Source organism: Paenibacillus sp. 3LSP, from assembly GCF_032465655.1.
GTDB lineage: Bacteria > Bacillota > Bacilli > Paenibacillales > Paenibacillaceae > Fontibacillus > Fontibacillus barengoltzii.
The window spans coordinates 1-1,877 of record NZ_JAWDJI010000016.1; the positions used below are offsets into that span (position 1 = coordinate 1).

Sequence of the window (1,877 nt, forward strand, 5' to 3'; positions counted from 1 at the left end):
CTAGAGTGAAAGGCTGGGCGGGGCCCAGCCCCTCCTCATCAAACCGTACGTGAGGTTTTCCCTCATACGGCTTTCCGATGTTCGTCATCATGAGCATGCAGATTACAAGAGCGTTTTAAGTCCATATTGAATAGACAAAGACTTCACTTCGCGCAGCGAACTCAACCATCGTCTGCGTTTGTGTTTCTTAGCATACCACTTCGCAAACCGCTGCCGGATATACCAATCCAACTTCGCCATCTTCCTCTGGCTGTAAGCTGTGTAGTAGTAATTGCGCCAGCCTTGAATCTTTGGATTCAGGTACTCCACGTGCTCTTCGAAACTCAGGCGTCGCATACCTGGCGGAGCTAATCGCTCTTTTACCCCTTCCCGTATTCGCTCTTCCGCCTTCCGGCACAACCACTGCTGGGTTGTGTAGTACACTTGGCCTTTGGATGTTTCGGCCTTCGTCTTTCGATGATGCATGCCCAGAAAATCGAAGCCTTCTTCCCCAGTCCAAAGTCCAACGATGCGCGTTTTCGTGGGGTGCAGGGTTAATTCCAGGCGTTCCATAATCGCTCGTATGAGTTCATAGGCCCGCTGTGCGTCCTTCTTCGTCTTGCAGATGATCACCAGATCATCTGCATAACGCGTCAGTTCCCCAAGCTTACCGCCATGTCGTTCCCACAGAAGATCAAAGTAATTCAGGTAGATGTTCGCCAGCAGTGGTGAGATCACTCCCCCTTGCGGTGTACCCAAGTCTGAGCGTCGGATGTTTCCTTCTTCCATCACTCCCGCACCTAACCACTTCCTCACCAACTTCAAGATTCGCCTGTCACTGATCCGCATTTCGATCAGCTTCATCAGTTTCTCCTGATTGATGTTGTCGAAGTAGCCTTGGATGTCGACGTCGACCACCCAATTTCCTTTGCGGTTGCATGCTTTCCGGATTCGCTCCAACGCCTGTTTCGCGCTCCGCTTAGGCCGAAAACCGAAAGACGTGTCCTGAAAATCCGCCTCGAAAATGGGTTCCATGACGAGTTTGGTCGCCATCTGGATGACGCGGTCTCTCACCGTCGGGATCCCCAGCGGTCGCAGTTTGCCATCTTTCTTCGGGATGTAGTGGCGTCTAACGGGTTGTGGATGGTACTTCCCTTCTTTCAGTAGCCGTTGACATTCAAGCACAAAACGCATTTCTCCCTGTTTCTCGATGTCTGCCAACGTCTCTCCATCCACTCCTGCCGAGCCCTCGTTGGCTCGTACCCTTCGCCACGCTTCCCATAAGATGTCTACCCGATAGACCTTGTCGTACAGCGCGTGAAATCTTCGCTTCTTGTTCTCCTTGGCCGCATGACCGAGTTTCCCTTGGAGTTCTTGAACGTTTTCCTCTGGTGTTGTTAGCCGTTTGGCATTCACTGACTCGTACCTCCTCAAGAAACTTGAACAAAGCAGAGCTCCTTCCCTCCCGCAGGTTGTGTTGTCCTGCGTTCCACGGTACTATGAGCCCCTCGGACTCCCTTCCTGCAGACCGTTCACTTCACCTCTGGGGCTTATAGAAGGCCTCTTTACGGTTTCTGCAACCGTGCAGGGGAGGGCCTCCCCAGTTCACTGCATCCTCTTTCATACCATGCCGTTCCCTCTACGCCGGAGGATTCTTCACTGCCGCTCCAAGTTCTAGGCAGCTTCCATGGCCTTCGTCCATGTACGCGGGACTCGGCTTCCTCTTTTCCCTCTTGCGAGGCCTTTTTGACGACGCGGCAGGATTCACTTTCATGTTACGGCCTGGTATGTTGCTCGCCCTGCCTCTGACAGGTACTTTCGTCGATACGCTTCTACGTACAGATTTCGCCATACGTAGGTATCCTAGCTACGCGGGGGCTTGGCCCTTCCCGCGACCG

1 protein-coding gene is annotated in these 1,877 nt (G+C 53.1%); it reads right to left on the bottom strand.

Annotated elements, in window-relative coordinates; all coding sequences use genetic code 11:
- Positions 1-102: 102 nt before the first annotated feature.
- Entirely contained in the window at positions 103-1,395 is a 1,293-nt protein-coding gene (gene ltrA, locus RW092_RS01030) for a group II intron reverse transcriptase/maturase (RefSeq protein WP_009226730.1), read from the bottom strand.
- Positions 1,396-1,877: the final 482 nt, after the last annotated feature.